Origin of the sequence: Segatella copri (assembly GCF_949820605.1) — a bacterium.
Lineage (GTDB): Bacteria > Bacteroidota > Bacteroidia > Bacteroidales > Bacteroidaceae > Prevotella.
Map to the genome: position 1 here is coordinate 2,874,373 of NZ_CATKVU010000006.1, position 20,273 is coordinate 2,894,645.

Genomic DNA, 20,273 nt, shown 5'->3' on the forward strand with positions numbered 1-20,273 from the left:
AACAGTTAACAGCTGATTTTTCAATACCCCCTTCCGCACACGAGCGAAGAACTTGCATCCGCCAAGGTCAAGCATTAGAACTTGCGTTCCGAAAGAGGCAATCTTATAACCCTAATAAAGCCGAACAATTATGGAGCAACTCCTTCACTACGTGTGGAAGCACAAGCTCTTCCCACTCACCCCACTCACCACCACCTGGCACCAGGCTGTGGAAGTAATTGACCCCGGACTGCACAACCGCAATGCAGGGCCCGATTTCTTCAATGCCAAAATCAAACTCAACGGAACCCTATGGGTGGGAAACGTGGAGATTCATGACAAGGCAAGCGACTGGTATGTGCACGGACATGATAAGGATGAACGCTACGACAACGTCATCCTGCACGTTTGCGGAACCATCGATGTAGAGGCCAAGAACTCGAAAGGCGAGCCTCTCGTGCAGTTGCAGCTCGACATCCCCGAAAACGTATCGAAACATTATCAGGAGCTGCTGAACATCGACCAGTATCCTCCCTGCTACCAGATTATCCCATCGCTCACCCGCCTCACCGTGCACAGTTGGATGAGCGCCCTGCAAACCGAGCGCTTATCGCAGAAAACCGATGCGATAGAGGCACGCGTAAAGCAATGTAACGGCGATTGGGAGAACGCCTACTTCGTGACCCTGGCGCGCAACTACGGGTTCGGAATCAACGGCGACGCCTTCGAGCAGTGGGCTTACCATCTGCCGCTGAGAGCCGTAGACCATCATCGCGACGACCTCTTCCAGATAGAAGCCATCTTCCTGGGGCAAGCCGGACTGCTGGAACTGAACACCATTCCCGAAAGATATCAGAAAGACGCGCTGAACGACGGGTATTTCTCCCGATTGAGGAACGAATATCTCTATCTCTCGCATAAATTCTCGCTGCAGCCGATGGATTACAAGCAGTGGCGCTTCCTGCGCCTGCGTCCGCAGAACTTCCCTCACATCCGCATCTCGCAGTTAGCCAATCTTTATTATAACCGCCGTGCGGGACTGAGCCAGCTGCTCGAGGCAAGCACGGTGAAGGAGGCGAAGCAGGTGCTCTCAACCAGCGTTACGGAGTATTGGGAAACCCATTATACCTTCGGCAGCACGAGCATCCGGAACGAGAAGCATCTCTCCCCTTTCTCGCTCAATCTGCTCATCATCAACACTGTGGTTCCCATCCTCTTTGCCTATGGCAGGCACCGGGGCGAGGAGAAATACTGCGACCGCGCCTTCGACTTTCTGGAGGAGCTGAAGGCTGAGAATAACCACATAGTAAGGATGTGGAAGGAATGCGGCCTGCCGGTAGAGAACGCCGGGGATAGCCAGGCGCTTATACAGCTGAAGAAGGAATACTGCGACAGGAAGGAATGCCTGAGGTGCAGGATAGGTTACGAATACTTGAAGAGATAAAAGATAAAAATTATGGCTGACCAACAAGAAATACTGAACACCATCCTCCTGACAAGGCTCAATTACTTCAGCCTGGCAGGAATGCTGGAGCTATACAGAAAGGTAGGCTCCGCTACGCTCATCCTGGAGCATAAGAACAACCTCAGAGACATTCTCCCCGATGCCTCGGATAAACTCGTGAGCGCTATCCAGAACTGCGAAGAAGCTCGAAAACGCGCTGAGGAAGAACTGGAGTACGACATACGCTACGGAATAGAACCCATTCCGATGAACGACGACCGCTATCCGCAACGCCTCAAGGATTGCGATGACGCACCCCTCATCCTCTTCTATAAAGGCAACGCCAACCTCAACCAGCAGCGCGTCATCAACATCGTGGGAACCCGCCACTGCACGCCTTACGGCGAAGACCTCATCCGCCGCTTCATCACCGACCTGAAGCAGCTCTCGCCCAACGTGCTCATCATGAGCGGACTTGCCTACGGAGTGGACATCGTGGCGCACCGCCAGGCACTCGCCCACGGCTACGAAACCATAGGCGTGCTAGCTCACGGTCTGGATGACCTCTATCCCCGTCAGCACCGGGAAACGGCGGCAAGAATGATAGAACAGGGCGGACTGCTCACCGAATTCCTTACCCGTACAAACGCTGACAAGATAAACTTCGTGCGCCGCAACCGCATCGTAGCGGGAATGTCGGATGCCTGCATCCTGATAGAGAGCGCAGCTCACGGCGGCGGCCTCATCACCTGCGATATTTCGCAATCCTACGGTAGGGATGTCTTTGCCTTCCCGGGCAGAATAGGTGATTACTACAGCGAAGGCTGCAACAACCTGATACGCAACAACGGCGCCACGCTCATCACCAGTGCCGAGGACTTTGTGAAGGACATGCGCTGGCAGGATGACGCCACCCTGATGCGAGCCAAGCAGCAAGGCATCGAGCGCAACCTCTTCCCCGAGTTATCGCCCGAGGAGCAACTCATCGTAGAAGTCCTCTCCAAGACCAACGACCTGCAAGTGAATCTCATCTCCGTAAAGACGAATATCGACATTTCTCGCCTCACTTCCCTCCTCTTCACATTGGAGATGAAGGGAGTCATCAAGACCTTTGCAGGGGGAATGTATCATCTTTTGAAGTAGTATTTTCTTTATTTTCAGAAAAAAGCAGTAACTTTGCAGCCGCAAAAAAGAAGATATACATCATAGGAATAAGAAGATTTCACTCGAAACTCATGAAAATAGGAAATATAGAATTTGGGCCTCAGCCCCTCTTCCTCGCTCCGATGGAAGACGTAACGGATATTGGCTTTCGCATGCTCTGCAAGCGATTCGGAGCCGCCATGGTTTATACTGAGTTCGTATCGGCGGAAGCCTTGGTGAGAAGCATCAAGAGTACTGTCAGCAAGCTTACGATAAGCGATGAAGAGCGCCCTGTGGGCATTCAGATTTATGGCAGAACCACAGAGGATATGGTGGAAGCTGCAAAAATCGTGGAACAGGCGAAGCCGGATGTGATTGATATTAACTTCGGCTGTCCGGTGAAGAAGGTTGCCGGAAAGGGTGCAGGAGCCGGAATGCTCCGAAATATCCCATTGATGCTGGATATTACAAGAGAAGTGGTAAAGGCGGTAAACGTGCCGGTAACTGTGAAAACCCGATTGGGATGGGATTGCGAGAACCTCATCATCACCGACCTTGCCGAGCAGCTGCAGGATTGCGGAATCCAGGCGCTCACCATTCACGGCAGAACCCGTAGCCAGATGTACACCGGAGAAGCCGACTGGAGCCTCATAGGTGAGGTGAAGAACAATCCCCGCATCCATATTCCTATCATCGGCAACGGCGACATTACGACCCCGGAAGAAGCCAAGCTTGCCTTCGAAAGATACGGCGTAGATGCGGTGATGATTGGCCGCGCCACCTTCGGAAGACCATGGATTTTCAAGGAAATACGTGATTATCTGGATAATACGGGTGCTGCCCCATTAACCGTGGATGAGAAAATTGACCTCCTGGAGGAGCAGCTCCGCATCAACGTGGAGCGCATCGACGAGTACCGAGGCATTCTCCACACCCGTCGTCACCTTGCTGCCTCCCCTATCTTCAAAGGCATTCCCGATTTTCGCCAGACGAGAATCGCCATGCTGAGAGCCACGACCGTGGAGGAATTGAAAGAGATATTGAAAGAATGCCGAGAGAGAATCAAGGCGATAGAAATCTAGACTTGCTTGCGGCGGATGGCAAATCCGCCGAAACCATAAGATAAGTAAAGGGAGACTCCAACGATGATGGTTGAAATCTCCCTTTTTTATTCGCAGTTAACAGGTTAACAGTTAACAGCTGTTTTTTTATACTTTTCCCTTAAAACTGGAGGATATTACTTCTTCAATATTGAAGCACCTTCGAGCAGGGCGAGCGCCTTGTTCTCGTTCTCCTCCATGATTTCACGCTCTCCCGGACCCTTGTCGTTGATTCCGCAGAGGTGCAGAATGCCGTGGATGATGACGCGGTGAAGCTCATCATCGTAGGTCTTGCCAAACTGCTCGGCATTGGTGCGGACCGTATCCAACGAAATCACGATGTCGCCGTTAATCACATCATCCTCATCATAATCGAAGGTGATGACATCGGTATAGTAATCATGACCCAGATACTCGTTGTTCACTTCGAGAATCTTCTCGTCATCCACAAACATATAGCCAATCTCACCCACCTTGCGGCCATGAGAGGCTGCTACCTTGCGAATCCAGGCACTCGTATCACGTTTCTTGATCTTTGGCATTTTCACGCCGTCTACATTGTATGTTATCATACGCTTCTTCCTCCTATTTTTATTTTATTTTTGGTAAAAATTCATCTACTTCTCTTCCGAAGAATCTCAGCTCCCTGACCAGCGTTGAGCTGATGCTGCTGTATCTTGGGTCCGAAAACAGCAGGATGGTTTCTACGCCGCCCAACTGCTTATTGATGTCAGCCTGCTCCCTTTCGTACTCGAAATCCTTGGCAGAACGGACGCCACGAACCAGAAACCTGGCTCCCAGGCGATGCGCCAAATCGATGGTGAGATCATCGTAAGAAACCACCTCCAGGCGATAACCCTTAGATGCATCCTCCACATCCACCAACTCCGAACATTCCTTCGGAAAAACAGCCTTAATATCCTCCACACGCTTCGAGATTTCCTCGCTGGCGTGCTTCAGCTTGCTCACCGCCACAGCAATCACGAGCTTGTCGAACATCGGCAAGGCACGCTCGGCAATGTTCTGATGTCCTATCGTAAATGGGTCGAATGTACCTGTAAATATTCCTATCTTCATGTTTTTCTTCACTCTTCGTTCTTCACTCGAACAGGTCTCCCTGCATAATATTGCTTGTATACGGATTTCTGCCAAGATGCTCGTAGGCAAGCGGCGTTGCCATTCTGCCTCGCGGCGTGCGCTTGATGAAACCCTCCATGATGAGGAACGGCTCGTAAACCTCCTCTACGGTGCCGCCATCCTCGCCTATTGCCGTGGCAATGGTGCTTACGCCTACCGGACCGCCACGGAACTTGTCGATGATGGTGGTGAGAATCTTGTTGTCTATCTCGTCCAAGCCATACTGGTCGATATTGAGTGCCTTGAGCGCCATCTGGGCAATATCGTAAGTGATGGTTCCGTTGCCCTTTACCTGGGCAAAATCACGCATTCTTCTGAGCAGAGAATTGGCGATACGAGGGGTTCCGCGCGAACGACGGGAGATTTCCACTGCCGCCTCATCCTCTATCGGCACCTTCAGGAGCATCGCACTTCGCTTGATAATCTTCTGAAGCGTAGCCGGGTCGTAATATTCCAGATGCAGATTGATTCCGAAACGGGCACGCAGAGGAGCTGTAAGCAGACCGCTTCTCGTTGTCGCTCCCACGAGGGTAAACGGATTCAAGTCTATCTGGATGCTGCGAGCCGAAGGACCCTTATCTATCATGATGTCGATGCGGTAATCCTCCATCGCCGAATAGAGATATTCCTCTACGACAGGCGAAAGACGGTGGATTTCATCGATAAAGAGTACATCGTTGGGCTCCAGCGAGGTAAGGATTCCCGCCAGATCGCCCGGCTTATCAAGCACAGGACCCGATGTAATCTTGAATCCTACGCCCAGTTCGTTGGCGATGATGTTGCTCAGCGTGGTCTTACCCAATCCCGGTGGACCATGGAGGAGCGTATGGTCGAGCGGTTCGCCACGATATTTGGCAGCCTCAACAAAGACCTCGAGATTTTCCACCACGCCATTCTGTCCGCTGAAATCAGAAAACTTCAGCGGGCGCAGCGCCTTCTCAAATTCCTTTTCGGCAGGCGAAACCATTTCTTGTCTTATATCAAAATCTTCGTTCATTCTATGACTATTATCGATAATATGGGTGCAAAGTTACACATTTGTTGCGGAATTAAAGAAGAAAAGCCGAATTATTTTGCCCATGATTTTGCACAATCCCAAAAGATTCGTGCAGATTTGTAAGCGTTATCCCATAAAAATGTTATAATTTATCATTTTCTTGCAGAATAATTTGTTTATCCGATAGAAAAGACGTACTTTTGCACTCGATATTGAAAGCGAGGAAAGAAATAAATAAGAGAGAAATATCAGGATTTTAAAAGAAATAGAATTATGCTTAAGTTATTCCAAGGGCTCAGCAAGCTGCTGGCCAATTACACATCTATCTTCGTGATAGGTGTTGCAGTGTTCACATTCTTCTTCCCACATACCTTCGACTGGGTGCGCGGAACTACTCAGACCGTCATTCTCGGCATCATCATGCTCACCATGGGGCTGACCTTGACCACTAACGACTTCAAGATTCTGGCTCAGCGCCCGCTGGATGTCTTCATCGGAGCCTGTGCCCAGTTTATCATCATGCCTGGCGTGGCTTACACCCTGGTTCATGTGTGGCATCTTGACCCAGCCCTGGCACTCGGAATCCTGCTGGTAGGTTGCTGTCCGGGCGGCGTTTCGAGCAACATTATGAGTTATCTGTGTCATGGCGACGTAGCTTTCTCCGTAGGAATGACCTGCGCCTCAACCATTCTTGCACCGGTGATGACTCCGCTGCTGATGAAGATTACGGCAGGCGAGATTATCCATGTAGATGCTGTGGGAATGTTCATCAACATCCTCATCGTAACGATTATTCCTGTAGCCATCGGCTGCGCCCTCAACTATATTTACGGCAAGAAAGACTGCTTCCCTACCATCCAGAGTCTGATGCCGGGCATCAGCGTTACGTGTCTGGCAATCATCGTAGGCGGTGTGATTTCTACGGTTCACGATGACCTCGTTGCTCGCGGCTTATCGCTTTTCCTCTGGACTTTCGCCGTGGTTTTCTGCCACAACACGCTGGGTTATCTTCTCGGTTGGCTTGCCGGCAAATGTGCCGGATTCAATACCGCTAAGAAGCGTACCATCAGTATTGAGGTCGGCATGCAGAACGCCGGTCTTGCCACGGTACTGGCTGGCAACTTCTTCGCAGCCCAGCCTCTCGCCGTATTGCCTTGCGCCATCAGCTGCGCCTGGCACAGCATTTCGGGCACCATCCTTGCAGGAATCTATCTGAAATGGGACCATCTGCATGAGAAGAAGTAAATGACTTCTGAAAAAGATAAATACGAAAAAAGGTCGTGAGATTTCTGATTGAACCTCACGACCTTTTCTTATATCATTACCTCACGGGGTTAACAGGTTAACAGTTAACAGCCGTTTTTTCTATAGTTACACGAGCAAAGCACTTGAATTGGCTTTCCCTTCGGACGCCGAACGTTGTTTCTTCACTCTTCGTTCTTCACTTAATCTACTTCCCCGTAGTCAGCAGCTGCACGGCTCGCTGAACTATCTCATTGGTCTCGTTCCAAACCTGGAAGTACTGGCTCATATCCCAGATATCTCGCGCTACAAGGGCTTTCAGCTGCAGGGCGAGGTATTTCTTAGTCTGAGTTAATTCAGCCTCATCCTTCGGCTCTATCTTCTCCTTCTTGCCCTCGGCGATAATGCCATCTATCAGCGAAGAAGGAACCTCGTAGGTGGCGAGGAACTTATCGAAATCCTTATACTGGCTCTTCAGCTCCTTACGATGCGCATCGATGAACTTCAGACTGTGGTTGATGACGATACTCTTGGCTGCCAACTGACGGTGCATCTTGGTGTACTTGGTTGTATCCAGCGGAACGAAATAATCTGGCATGATTCCACCACCACCATAAACTACACGATGCTTGCGCAAGGTGTAATACTTCAGACTGTCTGAAAGATGGATGCTGTCCTGATTGGTGAACTCGCCATGCTTGTAACGCTTGTCCAGATCCATCGCATAATCCAATCTGTCACCTTTCTTATATGGCTTCTGGATGCATCTGCCGCTAGGCGTATAGTAATGGGCGATGGTGAGACGAATCTCGCTGCCATCATCAAAGGTCAGCGGACGCTGCACCAATCCCTTGCCGAAGGTTCTGCGACCAACCACTACTCCACGGTCCTGATCCTGGATGGCTCCGGAAACAATCTCGGCGGCAGAAGCAGTAAACTCATTGGTGAGCACCACCACCTTGCCCTTGCGCCATCTGCCGTTAGCCTGCGCCTTGTATTCCTGGCGAGGCGCAGCACGACCACTGGTATAAACGATGAGATCGCCCTTCTGCAGGAACTCGTTGGCAATCTGAGCCGCAGCCTGAAGATAGCCTCCGCCATTATCCTCAAGGTCGAAGATAAGATCCTTCATTCCCTTCTTTTTCAGCGAATCCATCGCTATTGTTACCTCTTTATGACTGGTAAGACCGAAGCTTCCCAATCGGATGTATCCGATGCCCGGACGAATCATATAAGCCGCATCCATCGTAGTTACCGGAATTTTATCGCGCTTTACCTTGAAGATGAGCTTATCCTTGATGCCACGGCGCACAATGGTAAGATTCACCGTTGTTCCCTTAGGACCACGAAGGCGCTTCATGATTTCCTCCTTGCTCATCTTGACGCCCGAAATGGCAGTATCGTTTACAGCCACAATGCGGTCGCCGGCAATGATTCCCACCTTCTCGGAAGGTCCGTTCGTAACCGGCTGGATAACGAGCAGCGTATCATCTACCATGTTAAACTGCACGCCAATGCCATCAAAACTGCCGTTCAGCGGCTCGTTCATCGCCTTGGTTTCCTTGGCTGTAGCGTAAGAAGAATGAGGGTCGAGCTTTTCGAGCATGCCTCGGATGGCGTCCTCTACGAGCTTATTCTCATCCACACTATCCACATAAAGGTTGGTAATGGCGATTTCAGCCCTTCCCAATTTCTCTATCGGGCTGTTCTTGCCCATCTTGATACGCAACTGGGCACTGGCAGAAGTTACTGCCAGGAATGCTACCAGTGCTATGAATAGATATTTCTTCATTTCTTAAAACTTAAAGTTTATGAAAGAGAGAGATCCTTCAAGAGTTAACAGGTTAACAGTTAACAGCGCTTTTTTCAATGGTTTCCCCCCCCCTAAAGCACTTGAATTCTTCACTCTTCGTTCTTTACTCTTCACTTCATTTAATCCAGCGGCTCAGAGTCTTCCTCCGGAATATCCTCTTCTATCACCAGATTTTCGATGATGAAGTTCTGGCGCTCCATCGTGTTCTTACCCATATAATATTCCAGCAGCTTCTGCACCTGATCGGTTTTATGCAGCGTAACCTGCTCCAACCGCATGTCTGGACCGATGAAATGGGCGAATTCATCAGGCGAAATCTCTCCCAATCCTTTGAATCGGGTGATTTCAGGATCAGGGCCCAAATCGCGAATCGCCTGCTGGCGCTCCTCATCGCTGTAACAGTAATGCGTGATGAAATCGCTCTTTTTCTCCTTGCTTCCCAGTTTCGCATCCGCATCAGCCACCGCCTGCTTGTTCTTGATCTTGGTTCGCTTGTTGCGCACTCGGAACAATGGGGTCTGAAGCACATAGACATGGCCCTTCTTGATGAGATCTGGGAAGAACTGAAGGAAGAAGGTGATGATGAGCAGGCGGATGTGCATTCCGTCGACATCCGCATCGGTTGCCACAATCACCTTGTTGTAACGCAATGAATCCAAGCCGTCCTCTATATCGAGAGCCGCCTGAAGCAGATTGAACTCCTCGTTCTCATAAACCACCTTCTTGGTAAGACCGAAGCTGTTGAGCGGTTTACCACGCAGAGAGAACACCGCCTGGGTATTCACATCGCGGCTCTTGGTGATGCTTCCGCTGGCAGAATCGCCCTCGGTGATGAAGATGGAACTCTCCTCCTTGCGCTCGTTCTTGGCGTCGCTGAAATGAATGCGGCAGTCGCGGAGCTTGCGGTTGTGGAGATTCGCCTTCTTGGCACGCTCACGGGCGAGTTTGGTAACGCCAGCCATCGCCTTGCGCTCACGCTCGCTCTCCTTAATCTTGTTCTCCAGAATCTCAGCCACATCCTTGTGGATATGGAGATAGTTGTCTACTTCCTTCTTCAGGAAATCGCCCACATACTTATTGATGGTTTCGCCACCATTCGGCGTCATCGTAGTACTTCCGAGCTTAATCTTGGTCTGACTCTCGAAGACCGGTTCTTCTACGTTGATGGCAATGGCAGCCACCAGTCCGTTTCGGATGTCTGCATACTCATACTTACCGTAGAACTCCTTGATAGTCTTGGCAATATGCTCCTTGAAGGCACTCTGATGCGTACCTCCCTGAGTGGTGTGCTGACCGTTGACGAAGGAATAATACTCCTCGCCATACTGGTTGGTATGGGTGAAGGCAATCTCGATGTCCTCGCCCTTCATGTGGACGATGTCGTAGAGCCCTTCGTTGGTCATATTATCGCTCAGCAAATCCTGCAGACCATGGCGGCTCAAGATGCGGCGGCCATTGTGCATGATGGTGAGTCCGGTGTTCAGATAAGTATAGTTGCGGAGCATCGTTTCCACGAAATCATCGTGGAAGGAATAGTTCTTGAAGAGTGTATTATCCGGCTCGAAGAAGATAAAGGTACCGTTCTCGTCCTCAGTATCTTCCATCGTGTCGCTCTTCAGAATACCTTTCTCAAACTTCAGATGGCGCACCTTTCCGTCGCGGTACGACTTTACTTCGAAGTGGGAACTGAGGGCATTGACCGCCTTCACACCCACACCATTCAGACCGACGCTCTTCTTGAACGCCTTGCTGTCGTACTTACCACCGGTATTCAGCACACTTACAGCCTCAACGAGCTTGCCCTGAGGAATACCACGGCCATAGTCGCGCACGCTGACACGCAGATTGTCTTCGATATCGATTTCCAGACGGGCGCCTGCACCCATCTTGAATTCATCGATAGAGTTGTCTACCACCTCCTTCAAGAGCACATAAATACCATCTTCCGGCAGATTTCCATCTCCCAGACGGCCGATGTACATACCCGGACGGGTACGCACATGCTCCATATCGCTCAAGTGGCGGATGTTATCATCGGTATATTCTACCGGCTGCTGCTCCTGAGGGGCATTGGTAAGCTCATCAGCGGCATTCAATTCGCTGTTACCTAAGTTTTTATCTTCAGACATGATTTCCTCCTTAGTTATTCTTATTTATTTTCCTATAACATAGCAAATGATGTTGCAATATTCTGTTTATCAGATAATTGCCAACACAACAATTACTATTTACCTGATACTCTTAATATAGCAGTTGCGGCGCTTGTGAAGGACTGGATCCAAGACGCCCCATTGTCCCTGCACGGCAGCATTATCTTCCATTTCCACCTGTGTTTCTCCCCACTCGATTCCATACTTCTGATAGATAGGAATCAGGTCGGCAAAGAGCAGCGCATTGGCACCCTTAGCACGGTATTCCGGCTGGATACCGATGAGCAGAAGGTCGACAATCTTGGTTTTATGGAACTTGATGGCGCGCAGCAGATGCCACCAGCCAAAAGGAAGCAGCCTGCCCCTATGACACTTCTGCAGAGCTCTGGAAAGGGAAGGCATCGTAATACCGATACCTATCATCTTATGATCCTCGGTAGTCCAGTCTTCTATGGCTGTTACAAAGTTCAGGTCGAGCAAAGACAGATACATCTTGATGTACTGGTCTATCTGCTTCTGTGAAAGTTCGGAATAACCATAGAGATGCTTGTATGTATCATTGATGAGGTCGAAAATCTTCTGTCCGTATCCGCCCTGATAAATATCCTTACGGGTAAGTTTGCGGACATGGAGATTGTATCTTTTCTCTATCATCGCCGCTATCTTGGAATATTTCTCCGGGATGGTATCTGGCACCATCAGTTTATACTCTACATACTTATTATCTACGGTAAAACCCTCCAGAGCCTCAATGTGCTCCGGATAATATGAATAATTATAAATGGTAGGCATGGTGCCTAGCTGGTCAAAGCCCCAGGTAAGCATGCCTTCTGGATCCATATCGGTAAAACCCAGCGGACCTACAATATCTTCCATTCCCTTCTCCTTACCGTATTTCTCTACAGCATCGAGAAGAGCCTTGGAAACCTCGCGGTCGTCAATGAAATCAATCCAGCCGAAACGGACCGACTTCCTGCCCCATTTATTGTTTGCCTTATGATTGATAATGGCAGCGACGCGACCTGCCAGCTTGCCGTCCTTATAGGCAAGAAAATACTCTGCCTCGCAGAACTCGAACGCTGCGTTCTTGTCCTTGCTCAGAGTATTCATGTCGTCGCTGAAAAGATTAGGCACATCATATTTGTTGCCTTCGTAGAGGTCGTAATGGAAGTCGATGAATGTCTTCAAGTCCTTCTTTGTTTCAACCTTTTTAATTTCTATTAATGACATGATTTTCAAACTAGTTTGCAATATTATAAATGCAAAAGTAGCAATATTTTGGCAAATTACCAAATATTGCTACTTTTTTTGCAGTTTTTTAGGGGTTAATTTTTAATTACAACCCCACAAACTAGCCTATATCACCCATTTACTGGCTTTTTTGACGGAATCAGTTTTACTTAACGAGATGCTCTTTTATCCAAACCATCTGCTGATAATTTGTATCGGGTGTAGTCCAATGCTCATTGATTGGAGTGAGCAAAGCTTCCTTCTTACATTTCAACGTATTCCAAACAGCATAGCTGGTAGTTGGCGGACAGGTATTATCGTTATATCCCCATGTAAGATAAGTTGGGGCCTTTACCTTGCGGGCAAAATTCACCACATCATAATAAGCCATTGTGTTGAGACAATCCTTGTTCTTCAATATCTCATGATATTTATTGAAGTGAGGATAACCACCCGTTCTTCCCTTCTCTGCATAACCAGCCATATCGCTGAGCGCCGGATGATTGGCCACGCACTGGGTTACTCTGCTATCAAGACCGGCTGCAATAATAGCCAAGGCTCCACCCTGACTTCCGCCCTGCACAGCCACATTCTTTCCGTCCCACTCTGGGAGAGAGGTTAGGAAATCGATGCAGCGCACCAGTCCCTGATAAACATGGCGCATATAGTAGCGATTCTTATCGTCCAGTCCGTTAGACAGATATCCGCCGTTTGCATCGTTGAATCCCCTGCTTATTTCATTGAAGGTTTCGGTAGGAATGCGCGGGTCGAGACCATGAATCTCTATCTCGAAGCGGATAAATCCATTCTCGGCATAATACTTATTGCGCATAGGTTCCTTGATGGTTTTGATGCCGGCTCCTGGAGGTGTGAGAACCACAGGATGGCTACCCTGCTTGGCATTCTTTGGATAGAAGAGATAGCCATACATCGCATGACCTTTCTTATCTATCTGAAGTTTAACGAGATAACAGTCTATCTTGTCGGTACAGTATCCCTTGGCGAGTTCCTTGGTATAGCTCATCGGCACATTCTTCAGTTCGTCCTTTGCCTGCTGCCAGAATGCATCAAAATCCTTAGGCTCCTGGGTATAAGGCTGAATCTTATCTACCGAGAATCCTACTTTGATATGATGCTGATAGGTCTTGCCATCGAGTTTATAGAATAATCTCAAATCGCGGAAGCCCGGTGTCTTTCGGGTTCCCATGTTCACGATGGCGCGTCCATTCTTCAGCTTGAAGCTTCCTTTCTTGTCAGCCTTCAGCATGTCATCGCCTATTTCATAGTTCACCTCGCCATCACGGGGAATTCCATACTTACAGAAACTTACTTCCACCTTAGCCTGTTCGCCCGTCTTATAGAGCCAGTCGGCATGATCAGGCACGGTAAGCCAAAGATAATCACTGCGATAGGGATAGTTCTCCGCCATCACACTAAACACACTCGTCATGTTCATCGCCAGGATAAACAGAAGCGATAGATAGATTGTCCTTAATCTGTTCATAATTTTATAGTTTGTTTTTTAAATTATAATATTCAACTATCATATATGAGCGCAAAAGTACAACATTCCATTGAGATAACAAAATGATTTCAAGGATATTTTTGTTCAAGATACCCTCAATAGGCATCTTGAACAAACAAATATCCTTCCCGATAGTTTTAAGCACTGGCGGAAAACTAATATTCTCCAAGGAATCACAATAAGAAAAAGCTCGATCATCTATTCTCTCAAACACTGGCGAGAAGTGCGAAGTGTCGGATGAAACGAGAGATGGTTCATCAAATGAGTAGTGAAATTCTGAGGGTGGAGTCGATTACAGAAGACAATATGGAGTCAAATTGCTCCATGACCCGAAAATATTCCTCCTAAAGGAGTGAGTTTCTCAGATTTAATTTGTATCTTTCCTCTATAAAACGAAAATGATTTCCCTCGCACAAGGTAACTAAAACAAGGGAGTTTGCCTTTTCTTCGTAAATAAAGGCGCATGTCTCCCTTGCACTTGCTTATATAGCAAATGCGATTATCAGTATACTTTCCTCTTCGAGTTTTACTCATACTGACTTCCATAGCCTCCCATGACATTAAGTTAATTTGCAAACGAGGTCTAAACCCATCACAAAGATAATAGCTTTATCATGGAAGGTATATCATGGTCATCCGTTGTTGGCGGATTCTTCACGATCTGGTTTGAAGTCAACATAGTCTGTCTTGTCATGTAAGACATGCCATACGGCGACAAGTAACTTTCTCGCCACAGCAACAATCACCTTCATTTTGTTCTTTCTTCTCACAATTGTTTGGTGATACGAGAATCTACTGAAGAAACAGTCTTTCTGACGACTGGCAGCCCAGGCACATTGAATGATGGTGTTGCGGAGGTAGACATTGCCATGGGTAATTTTACGAGATTTGATTTTCTTGTTGGACTCGTCATTTCTTGGTCTCAGTCCACTCCAGGAAGCAAGGTGGTTTGCCGTTTCGAACTTACTCATATCCGTTCCGATCTCTGCGATCAATGATGTTGCGGCACGTTCCTTGATTCCTGGAGTTTTCTGCAAGCGTTCGAGTTCCTCTGGAAAATGCTTCTCGCATATCTCCAACATTCTCTGCTGACATTCGTTTCTGTGGCTCTCGGCGATGCCAATCTCCTCATGGAGTTGGCGCAGTACATCTATTTCTGCCTGGGAGACAACGCCTGTCAATGAGGCTAATATCATCTCCGCACCATGACGATTGACAATGCGACCATGAACAAGCTTCATCAGCTCGTTTGGATTTGTGACACCTTCCGAGAGCCTGCGCACGACATCGCGGTAACTCTTACACTCGATGTTGGATACATAATTGCTCAAGCGGATATTGCAACGTTGGAGTACGCCGTCCACCTTGGAAACCTTACGGACAATCTCAGCATTGAGGTCAAAGATTCGGCGATCGTACTGGCGAAGCTGTTGAATAATCTCTGGAGGAACGAAACTTCCCCTAACCAATTCCTTCAATGTACATTCTGCTATCCACTGGGCATCCTTGATATCACTCTTATGACCTGGAAGTTGCTTGATGAAATAAGGATTTACCAGACGCAGAGTAAAATGAGGAGAAAGCACACGCCATATTGGTATCCAATAGATACTGGTACTCTCCATACAAACCTCAAAAACATGATGCTTTTGGAGCAATTTCCGCATTTCTTCCAGCTGAAATGTTAAAACACCGAAAACTTGCTCAAATAATTCACCATCACTGTGCAAAATACAAAGAAAAATACTATCTTTGTGCACGTCAAGACCACATACTGCTTTCATAAGCCTACATTTTTGAAGTTTAAAAAATCAGTTAACGAACACTGCTTCAAAGATAATAAATATTTTTGTGACTCAGAGCACGTTAGTAGGATTTTTTGCAGTTGTGGTCTTGATTTCTCGAAAAACAAGGCTAATTTCGCACAATTCGAGGGAAATCATTGAAGTTTTTTATTATACTGGCTTATAATTCAGAAATTTTATCTAAATTTGCCATGTCATATCAGAGTTTTGCTTGTTTTCTCTTCGCAATACTAAGATAAGTGAAAATTCTGACATAGCAAAATTCTGAGCAACTTTCTGTTGCTCAAGTGCTTAAATCGTTTAATTGATAATAGTGTTGCGGAATTAATGGAATAACTAGAAATGAGATTGAAAAGACATCTACTGACAGCCGCCCTGGCACTCTTTTGCCTATCGGCAGCTAACGCCCAACTGCTAAGAACAACGGTGGAGCAAGGAGAAATTGAAGGTGTGGAACATGAAGGATTCGCCCTATACAAGGGAATCCCATACGCTGAAGCACCAGTGGGCAACCTCAGATGGAAAGCTCCAGTGAGCAAAAAGCCTTGGAAGGGAGTATTCAAAGCAGATAAATGGGGAGACCGTCCACCACAGCCCATCGACCCTAACCAAAATGGTGGAGAGCTGGGCATGAGCGAGGACTGCCTATACCTCAGTGTGGAAACGCCAGCCAAGAGTAAGAATGACAAACTCCCTGTATTTGTGATGATTCATGGAGGAGCCTTTCTTACTGGCTCCTACAGTGGAACTCAGGAAAGCTTTGTCAAGGAAGGCATCATCTATTGCAGCATAGAATACCGCTTGGGAGCCTTGGGATTCATGGCACATCCAGAGCTGAGTAAGGAATCAGGCAAGAACATATCTGGTAACTATGGCATCCTTGACCAAGTGATGGCCTTAAAATGGATTCACGACAATATCGCAGCCTTCGGTGGAGACCCTGACAAGATTACCATTGCAGGAGAATCTGCCGGTGGTATCTCGGTAAGTATACTATGCGCCTCTCCCCTTGCCAAGGGACTCTTCCGAGGAGCCATAAGCGAAAGTGGTAGCTCCTTCTGGCCTGTGGGTGAAAACAGAAATGGTAACACAGCCATGCTCACTACCAAAGCGGCAGAAGCAGGTGGACTTATCCTTCAAAAGAGACTCAAGGCTAAGAACTTGAAGCAGCTAAGAAAAGTTCCGGCTATGGACATCGTGAAGAATACCGACTTTGAGTCCTTCTGGCCGAACGTTGACGGCTACTCCATCACCGATGACCAGTATAAGCTCTATGAAAAGGGAAGCTACAATGATGTAAATGTCATTATAGGAACCAACAGCGATGAAGGAAGTATGTTTAGCCGCCCTGTCAGTGTAAGTGACTATGAGAAAAGAATACATGAGATATATGGAAGTTGGGCAGACCAGGTTCTCAGTCTCTATCCTGCCAAGACAGAGGAAGAAACCTACTTCGCCCAATCCGACATTTTCCGTGATGGCTCCTTTGCATGGGGAACGTATGCCTGGGCTAACCTGCAGAGCAAGACCGGCAAGGGCAAGGTGTATATGTATTACTTTGACCAAGACTCAGAGAACACCATCGTGAAAAGCCGCAAGGGAGGAGCCAGCCATGTGGCAGAGATGCCATTCATCTATGGCTATAAGTTTGGCTCTGGAAAGATGACCGAGACGGAGCAGCACATGGAACAAATCATGTCACGCTACTGGATCAACTTTACCAAGACTGGCAATCCAAATGGGGATAGCCTTCCTTTCTGGACTAGCTACCAGGAAGGTAAATCAACGGTGATGATTATGAAGGAAGGACTGCATTTGGGGCCTGTTCAAAATCAAAAGCAAATGGACTTCTTCGAGAAGTTCTTCAAGGAAAAAAGAAAATAATAAAGTTATTAACACGAAGTGCTGGATAGCAACACTTCACAACTAAATGTTTTCGTATGAAATTGATTGAATTTAGCAAAACAGAATGCGGCGTTGATTTTCTGATGAAAGTCGGTCCCAAAAAAGATTTGAAAGGCAACATTTCCGATTTCTCTCCTTTTAAGTCCGACTTTTTTGAGATATTCTTTTTCCTGAAAGGTAACGGGAGGATTCTTCTTGGTGACAGGACAATACCTATACATGACAATATGATTCTTTTCATCTCTCCTTTTCAGCGGCAAAAATGGGAGGTGGATGAAGATGCCCTTGATTTCAAGTTCGTCATTTTCCAAGAGGAGTTTATCAGTAACCTGATTTCCGACAAATATTTCGTTTACCGCCTGTTGTACTGTTATCAGACAATCTGTCCGCCGTTGTTGGAGATAGATGCCGACGAAATGAGCTGGTACGCTGATTATATTGAAGAAATGACGTATGAACAGGTACATCCAGTGGCAGACAGCTATCACATGCTGCTGTCCTCCCTGTACAGCCTGCTGATAAAACTCAACCGGGTATACGCCAAGGAATACACTCTACCTTTCGGTGCCCCGAAAAACAATTATGCCTATAAGTTCAGACAGCTTCTGGAAAAGCATATTGCCGATAATCTTACCGTTAACGATTACGCCGAAATGACGGGAGTGAGCAGGATTTGCCTGAATAAAAACGTCAAGGAACAATTCGGAACAACAGTATCGGATATGATCAGGAGTCGTATGGTGGAAGAAATCAAAAGCCGTTTGTTGTTTTCCGGTTTGTCGGTTAAGGAAGTGGCTTTCTCGCTTCATTTCTCGGAGCCGAACCACATGATGCGTTTCTTCAAGTCGCAGACAGGACAAACTGTATGTGAATTCGTAAGCGGTTATCAAAATGGTAGTATTCCGTAAATCTATGGTAGCGCCTTTCTGTCTCAAATGTATTAATTTTGCAGCGAAATTTAAAGTTTAATTTAAAATTATAATTAGAGACAATGAAACGAATAGTAACAACATTCCTGTTTATCAGTCTGTTTCTGTGCGTCTATGCGCGCGGAAATGCTGCAGAATCACAAATTCAGTTAGTTAGAAATGCAACCCTGCTTATAGACTATGCCGGGCATCATATTCTGCTCGATCCGATGCTTTCACCTAAGGGCGCATTAGGAAGCGTGAGAGGCAAAGTAAAAACACCGATGGTGGAATTGCCAATGAAAGTAGATGAAATTACCAAGGGGATTGATTTCGTGTTGGTTACCCACGCTCACGTTGACCATTTCGACCCAACGGCAGCGGCTGTATTGGATAAGTCGCTGAAATTGTTCGGACAACAAGCCGATGAACAATACTTTCTTAACTGCAACTTTTGGAATGCCGAAGCCATTGCCGACAGTGTAGTTTATGACGGTATCACGATCATTCGCACGGATGCGCAACACGGCACAGGCCGCATGTTAAAAAACATGGGAGACGCTTCGGGGTTTGTCCTGAAGGCATCCGGACATCCTACCCTTTATATAATAGGTGATGGAGTTTGGACACAAGGTATCGCCGACAATATCGGAAGATATAATCCAGACTATATCGTGGTTAATTCCGGCGGAGCCGTCATGCCAGGCGGTTACGACGCAACGCCTATCATCATGGACGAACGACAGGTCATGGCATTGATACAAGAAAGCGGCAACGCGAAAATCATTGCCGTACACATGGATGCAGTGGATCATTGCCTTACCACCAGAGCTGTTTTACGGAAAGAGGCGAAAAAAATGAAAATAGGAAATGATAAATTGCTCATTCCTGAAGACGGAGAGATTATTTCCTTGAGTAAATAACATTTGATTTGGATAGTGGAATAAGCGACCGTGCGATACTCATGGTCGCTTATTTCATTTAATGAAAGGCATAAAGAATGAAAAGATTTCTATTTTTTGACATAGACGGTACGCTCGTAAGTTTCAAGAGCCACAAGATACCAGAGTCGGCCATATATGGATTGACGCTTGCGAAAGAAAAGGGGGCCGGCATATACATCGCAACAGGACGCCCATACGGGCTTATAAACAATATTGAAGAAATTAAACACTTGGTCGATGGCTATATCACGGCTAACAGCGCATATTGTTTTTCCGGCAAACAAGAGATTTCCTGTTGTCCGATTCCGATGAATCAGGTTACCTCTGTGATAGAACTGTCGGACAAGATGGGGTTTGCCTGCATGATTGTCGGGGAGCAGGACATTATGATGTACAACAACAATCCGGCAGCAGACCATATCTTCAAGGATATGCTGAATGTTCAGAACCTCAGGGAAAGCACATCACAGCAAACGATTCTCGGACAACGCATATTGCAACTTACACCAGTGGTAACGCCAACGGAAGAACAGGCTATTTTGCCTTTATTAAATAATGTAGTATCAAGCCGATGGTGTCCTGAGTTTATTGATATTACAGCAAAAGGAGTAGATAAGGCAAAGGGCATGAAAGATATGATTACATGGTACGGCTTTCCCCTTTCCCAGACGGTTGCTTTCGGAGATGGAGGCAATGATCTTCCTATGATAAGGGAAGCCGGAATCGGCGTGGTAATGGGGAACGCATCTCAAACTGTAAAAGATGCGGCAGACCATGTTACAAATTCTGTCGATGATGACGGAATATATCAAGCATTGAAATATCTAAAAGTGATTTAGACTTAGAATGATGAAAGGGATTGGGGGCACCTGCGCATAAACCTGTGTTTATGCAGGTAGCCCATATTTCGCAAACATTTCACGTCAGTTCCTGCATTGGTATCAATGCAAC

At 47.2% G+C, this 20,273-nt stretch carries 16 protein-coding genes and 1 pseudogene; 8 read left to right on the forward strand and 9 right to left on the reverse strand.

Annotation, left to right across the window (positions count from 1 at the left end; all coding sequences use genetic code 11):
* Nucleotides 1-130: 130 nt before the first annotated feature.
* The 3 genes from RCO84_RS13020 to dusB all read left to right on the forward strand — a co-directional run bounded on the left by RCO84_RS13020 (nucleotide 131) and on the right by dusB (nucleotide 3,648).
* Nucleotides 131-1,423, forward strand: a complete 1,293-nt coding sequence (locus RCO84_RS13020) for a DUF2851 family protein (RefSeq protein ID WP_317585336.1) — start codon at nucleotides 131-133, stop codon at nucleotides 1,421-1,423.
* Nucleotides 1,424-1,435: 12 nt separating this feature from the next.
* Nucleotides 1,436-2,566, forward strand: coding sequence for a DNA-processing protein DprA (gene dprA, locus RCO84_RS13025; RefSeq protein ID WP_317585337.1), 1,131 nt, complete (start codon nucleotides 1,436-1,438; stop codon nucleotides 2,564-2,566).
* Between the two features lie 92 nt (nucleotides 2,567-2,658).
* On the forward strand, nucleotides 2,659-3,648 hold the full coding sequence (dusB, locus tag RCO84_RS13030) for a tRNA dihydrouridine synthase DusB (protein WP_218414280.1): 990 nt from the start codon (nucleotides 2,659-2,661) through the stop codon (nucleotides 3,646-3,648).
* A 155-nt stretch (nucleotides 3,649-3,803) separates the two neighbouring features.
* Here the strand turns inward: dusB and ybeY are convergent, their stop codons facing one another.
* From ybeY to ruvB, 3 genes are read right to left on the reverse strand one after another with little or no spacing between them, the layout of a single operon-like run.
* Nucleotides 3,804-4,238: an rRNA maturation RNase YbeY gene (gene ybeY / locus RCO84_RS13035; protein ID WP_006848933.1), complete on the reverse strand. Its 435-nt coding sequence runs from the start codon at nucleotides 4,236-4,238 to the stop codon at nucleotides 3,804-3,806.
* Nucleotides 4,239-4,257: 19 nt separating this feature from the next.
* Nucleotides 4,258-4,743 (reverse strand): pantetheine-phosphate adenylyltransferase, encoded by a 486-nt coding sequence (gene coaD / locus RCO84_RS13040; RefSeq protein ID WP_118416948.1) that lies wholly within the window; start codon nucleotides 4,741-4,743, stop codon nucleotides 4,258-4,260.
* Nucleotides 4,744-4,765: 22 nt separating this feature from the next.
* Nucleotides 4,766-5,800, reverse strand: a complete 1,035-nt coding sequence (gene ruvB, locus RCO84_RS13045; protein ID WP_317585338.1) for a Holliday junction branch migration DNA helicase RuvB — start codon at nucleotides 5,798-5,800, stop codon at nucleotides 4,766-4,768.
* Between the two features lie 273 nt (nucleotides 5,801-6,073).
* On the opposite strand from ruvB, the gene RCO84_RS13050 reads away from it, so the two are divergent.
* Complete coding sequence (locus tag RCO84_RS13050) at nucleotides 6,074-7,045, forward strand: bile acid:sodium symporter family protein (protein WP_006848929.1); 972 nt, start codon at nucleotides 6,074-6,076, stop codon at nucleotides 7,043-7,045.
* Between the two features lie 205 nt (nucleotides 7,046-7,250).
* Here RCO84_RS13050 and RCO84_RS13055 read toward each other — a convergent pair whose 3' ends face one another.
* From RCO84_RS13055 to RCO84_RS13080, 6 genes and pseudogenes are all read right to left on the reverse strand, one after another.
* Nucleotides 7,251-8,834 (reverse strand): S41 family peptidase, encoded by a 1,584-nt coding sequence (locus RCO84_RS13055; protein ID WP_153085292.1) that lies wholly within the window; start codon nucleotides 8,832-8,834, stop codon nucleotides 7,251-7,253.
* Between the two features lie 140 nt (nucleotides 8,835-8,974).
* The gene (locus RCO84_RS13060) at nucleotides 8,975-10,864 is read right to left on the reverse strand and encodes a DNA topoisomerase IV subunit B (protein WP_228113362.1); all 1,890 of its coding nucleotides are present in this window, start codon (nucleotides 10,862-10,864) and stop codon (nucleotides 8,975-8,977) included.
* A gap of 219 nt (nucleotides 10,865-11,083) precedes the next feature.
* Complete coding sequence (locus RCO84_RS13065) at nucleotides 11,084-12,235, reverse strand: N-acetyltransferase (protein ID WP_317585339.1); 1,152 nt, start codon at nucleotides 12,233-12,235, stop codon at nucleotides 11,084-11,086.
* 166 nt (nucleotides 12,236-12,401) lie between these two features.
* On the reverse strand, nucleotides 12,402-13,691 hold the full coding sequence (locus RCO84_RS13070; RefSeq protein WP_317585519.1) for an acetylxylan esterase: 1,290 nt from the start codon (nucleotides 13,689-13,691) through the stop codon (nucleotides 12,402-12,404).
* A gap of 291 nt (nucleotides 13,692-13,982) precedes the next feature.
* A pseudogene (locus RCO84_RS13075) lies at nucleotides 13,983-14,174 on the reverse strand (hypothetical protein); the annotation flags it as partial.
* Between the two features lie 218 nt (nucleotides 14,175-14,392).
* Complete coding sequence (locus RCO84_RS13080; protein WP_317585340.1) at nucleotides 14,393-15,544, reverse strand: IS110 family transposase; 1,152 nt, start codon at nucleotides 15,542-15,544, stop codon at nucleotides 14,393-14,395.
* A 363-nt stretch (nucleotides 15,545-15,907) separates the two neighbouring features.
* On the opposite strand from RCO84_RS13080, the gene RCO84_RS13085 reads away from it, so the two are divergent.
* The 4 genes from RCO84_RS13085 (at nucleotide 15,908) to RCO84_RS13100 (ending at nucleotide 20,161) form a co-directional block, all read left to right on the forward strand.
* Nucleotides 15,908-17,449: a carboxylesterase/lipase family protein gene (locus RCO84_RS13085; protein WP_317585341.1), complete on the forward strand. Its 1,542-nt coding sequence runs from the start codon at nucleotides 15,908-15,910 to the stop codon at nucleotides 17,447-17,449.
* Between the two features lie 248 nt (nucleotides 17,450-17,697).
* On the forward strand, nucleotides 17,698-18,378 hold the full coding sequence (locus RCO84_RS13090) for a helix-turn-helix domain-containing protein (protein ID WP_317585342.1): 681 nt from the start codon (nucleotides 17,698-17,700) through the stop codon (nucleotides 18,376-18,378).
* Nucleotides 18,379-18,461: 83 nt separating this feature from the next.
* Nucleotides 18,462-19,301 carry an MBL fold metallo-hydrolase gene (locus RCO84_RS13095; RefSeq protein WP_317585343.1) on the forward strand — a complete coding sequence of 280 codons (840 nt, stop codon included), beginning with the start codon at nucleotides 18,462-18,464 and terminating at the stop codon, nucleotides 19,299-19,301.
* A 77-nt stretch (nucleotides 19,302-19,378) separates the two neighbouring features.
* Nucleotides 19,379-20,161 carry a Cof-type HAD-IIB family hydrolase gene (locus RCO84_RS13100; protein ID WP_317585344.1) on the forward strand — a complete coding sequence of 261 codons (783 nt, stop codon included), beginning with the start codon at nucleotides 19,379-19,381 and terminating at the stop codon, nucleotides 20,159-20,161.
* Nucleotides 20,162-20,273 lie beyond the last annotated feature (112 nt).

Bases quoted from the DNA above. Each gene is read 5' to 3' on its own strand.
- RCO84_RS13085 (WP_317585341.1), top strand. From the start codon at position 15,908: ATGAGATTGAAAAGACATCTACTGACAGCCGCCCTGGCACTCTTTTGC.
- RCO84_RS13070 (WP_317585519.1), bottom strand. From the start codon at position 13,691: ATGAACATGACGAGTGTGTTTAGTGTGATGGCGGAGAACTATCCCTAT.
- ybeY (WP_006848933.1), bottom strand. From the start codon at position 4,238: ATGATAACATACAATGTAGACGGCGTGAAAATGCCAAAGATCAAGAAA.
- dprA (WP_317585337.1), top strand. From the start codon at position 1,436: ATGGCTGACCAACAAGAAATACTGAACACCATCCTCCTGACAAGGCTC.
- RCO84_RS13090 (WP_317585342.1), top strand. From the start codon at position 17,698: ATGATTCTTTTCATCTCTCCTTTTCAGCGGCAAAAATGGGAGGTGGAT.
- RCO84_RS13020 (WP_317585336.1), top strand. From the start codon at position 131: ATGGAGCAACTCCTTCACTACGTGTGGAAGCACAAGCTCTTCCCACTC.
- RCO84_RS13100 (WP_317585344.1), top strand. From the start codon at position 19,379: ATGAAAAGATTTCTATTTTTTGACATAGACGGTACGCTCGTAAGTTTC.
- RCO84_RS13050 (WP_006848929.1), top strand. From the start codon at position 6,074: ATGCTTAAGTTATTCCAAGGGCTCAGCAAGCTGCTGGCCAATTACACA.
- RCO84_RS13080 (WP_317585340.1), bottom strand. From the start codon at position 15,544: ATGAAAGCAGTATGTGGTCTTGACGTGCACAAAGATAGTATTTTTCTT.
- dusB (WP_218414280.1), top strand. From the start codon at position 2,659: ATGAAAATAGGAAATATAGAATTTGGGCCTCAGCCCCTCTTCCTCGCT.
- RCO84_RS13065 (WP_317585339.1), bottom strand. From the start codon at position 12,235: ATGTCATTAATAGAAATTAAAAAGGTTGAAACAAAGAAGGACTTGAAG.
- RCO84_RS13095 (WP_317585343.1), top strand. From the start codon at position 18,462: ATGAAACGAATAGTAACAACATTCCTGTTTATCAGTCTGTTTCTGTGC.
- RCO84_RS13055 (WP_153085292.1), bottom strand. From the start codon at position 8,834: ATGAAGAAATATCTATTCATAGCACTGGTAGCATTCCTGGCAGTAACT.
- ruvB (WP_317585338.1), bottom strand. From the start codon at position 5,800: ATGAACGAAGATTTTGATATAAGACAAGAAATGGTTTCGCCTGCCGAA.
- coaD (WP_118416948.1), bottom strand. From the start codon at position 4,743: ATGAAGATAGGAATATTTACAGGTACATTCGACCCATTTACGATAGGA.
- RCO84_RS13060 (WP_228113362.1), bottom strand. From the start codon at position 10,864: ATGGAGCATGTGCGTACCCGTCCGGGTATGTACATCGGCCGTCTGGGA.